Source organism: Halorubrum sp. AD140 (assembly GCF_034497445.1).
In the GTDB taxonomy this organism is placed as follows: domain Archaea; phylum Halobacteriota; class Halobacteria; order Halobacteriales; family Haloferacaceae; genus Halorubrum.
In genome coordinates this window covers 1-1,535 of the sequence record NZ_JAXRUU010000169.1, presented here as the reverse complement: position 1 = coordinate 1,535, position 1,535 = coordinate 1, and the positions used below count along the sequence as shown (strand labels likewise).

The window sequence follows — 1,535 nt, the reverse complement described above, 5'->3', positions numbered from 1 at the left end:
CCCGCGCCCGCGAACAGGTGGTCCATGAAGAACTCGCCGACGTGACCGCTGGCGTTCGCGAGGCCGTCCGGATAGCGGTCGGAGCGGGACAACAGGAGGAGCCGCGGCGTCTCCACGCCGCCGGCGGCGACGACGAACGCGTCTGCCTCCTGTCTGTGTTCCTCGCCGTCCGGCGTCGCGTAGACGGCGGCGGTCACCCGGTCGTCGTCGTCGTGCTCCAGCGACCGCACGCTCGCGCGGTCGATGACCGTCGCGCCCCGCTCTTCAGCGCGCTCGACGTGGACGGTCGCGTCGTACTTCGCGCCGCTCGGGCAGACGGGCTGGCAGGTGCCGTAGCCGACGCAGGCGGACCGGTCGTCGTACTGCTCGGAGTTGCGCGCGTTCGGCACCGAGTGCATGTCGATCCCCAGCGCCTCGCAGGCCTCGTCGAACAGCGAGTCGCTGTAGGAGGGCTCGAACGGGCCCATCGGGTGCGGCTCCTCGCGGGGCGGCGCGTAGGGGTTGTCGACGTTGCTGCCGCCCGCGACGCCGAGCTCGCGTTCGGCCTCGGCGTAGTACGGCTGGAGGTCCGCGTAGTCGATGGGCCAGTCCGCGCCGACGCCGCGTTCGCTCTCGGAGTTGAAGTCGTCCTCGTGCAGGCGCATCACCATCCCCTGCCAGTGGAGCGTCGACCCGCCGATTCCCTTCACGCGAGCGTGGTTCAGCGGGTAGAACCGGTCGCCGGCGTTCTCGTGAGCGTCGCGCGCGCCGCCGACGCCCCACACGTCCGGACGGCTGTAGAAGGGCCGGATCGCGCGCTCCTGTCTGGCGAGGCGGTCCTCGGGGTCGAACCGCGGACCGGCGTCGAGCACCACGACCTCGTGGTCGCCCGCGAGCCGATCGGCCACGATGGCGCCCGCGGGACCGGCGCCCACGACGCAGACGTCGGCGTCCGGGACGGGGCTGCGGTCCGCGTCGTCGTCCCCGTCAGACCGGCCGTCTCCGACGCTCTCGGCGCCGCTCATCGCGGCCCCCGTCGGTAGCTCTCCGCGCCGCCCGCGTGCCCCTGCGGGTTCTCGATGCCGACGAGTTCGCCGCCGGTCGGCGACGAGTACAGCGCGAGCAGCAGCTCGTTCACGACGTAGTACCGAACGCGCTCGGCGGTCGTCCCGTGCGGGTCCTCCTCGGCCGTGTCCGCGCCGATCTCGCGGAGGAGTTCGTCGCGCTCGGCCGCCGAGAGCTCGGCGACGGGGGCGTCGTACCACGACCGGGCCGCCGACTCCACCTCGGCGACCGCCGCGCGGATCCCCTCGTCGTGGGGCGACCCGTCGAGCCGCCCGTCGAGGAAGCCCTCGACGAACTCGTCCACCCCGGAGACGTCCTCGGGATAGACCGTCCGCGCGACCGCGGTCATCGCCTCGCGGACCGCCTCGTCGTCCGGGGGACCCTCGCCGTCCCCCCAGGCGTCAGTCGCTTCGTCGTCGGCCGCCCGACGGACGCCGAGCGCGACACCGCCCGTCGCGCCGATCGCGGCCAGCGCGGCCGCCGCGTCGCGT

At 73.9% G+C, this 1,535-nt stretch carries 2 protein-coding genes; both read right to left on the bottom strand.

Features of this window, described 5'->3' with window-relative positions; genetic code table 11:
* Nucleotides 1–1,004 (bottom strand): GMC family oxidoreductase (locus U4E84_RS17050; RefSeq protein WP_322533295.1); only part of this gene is annotated, 1,004 nt, incomplete at its 3' end.
* Nucleotides 1,001–1,535: gluconate 2-dehydrogenase subunit 3 family protein (locus tag U4E84_RS17045; RefSeq protein WP_322533294.1), on the bottom strand; the 535-nt coding region annotated here is incomplete at its 5' end. The genes U4E84_RS17050 and U4E84_RS17045, both read right to left, overlap by 4 nt.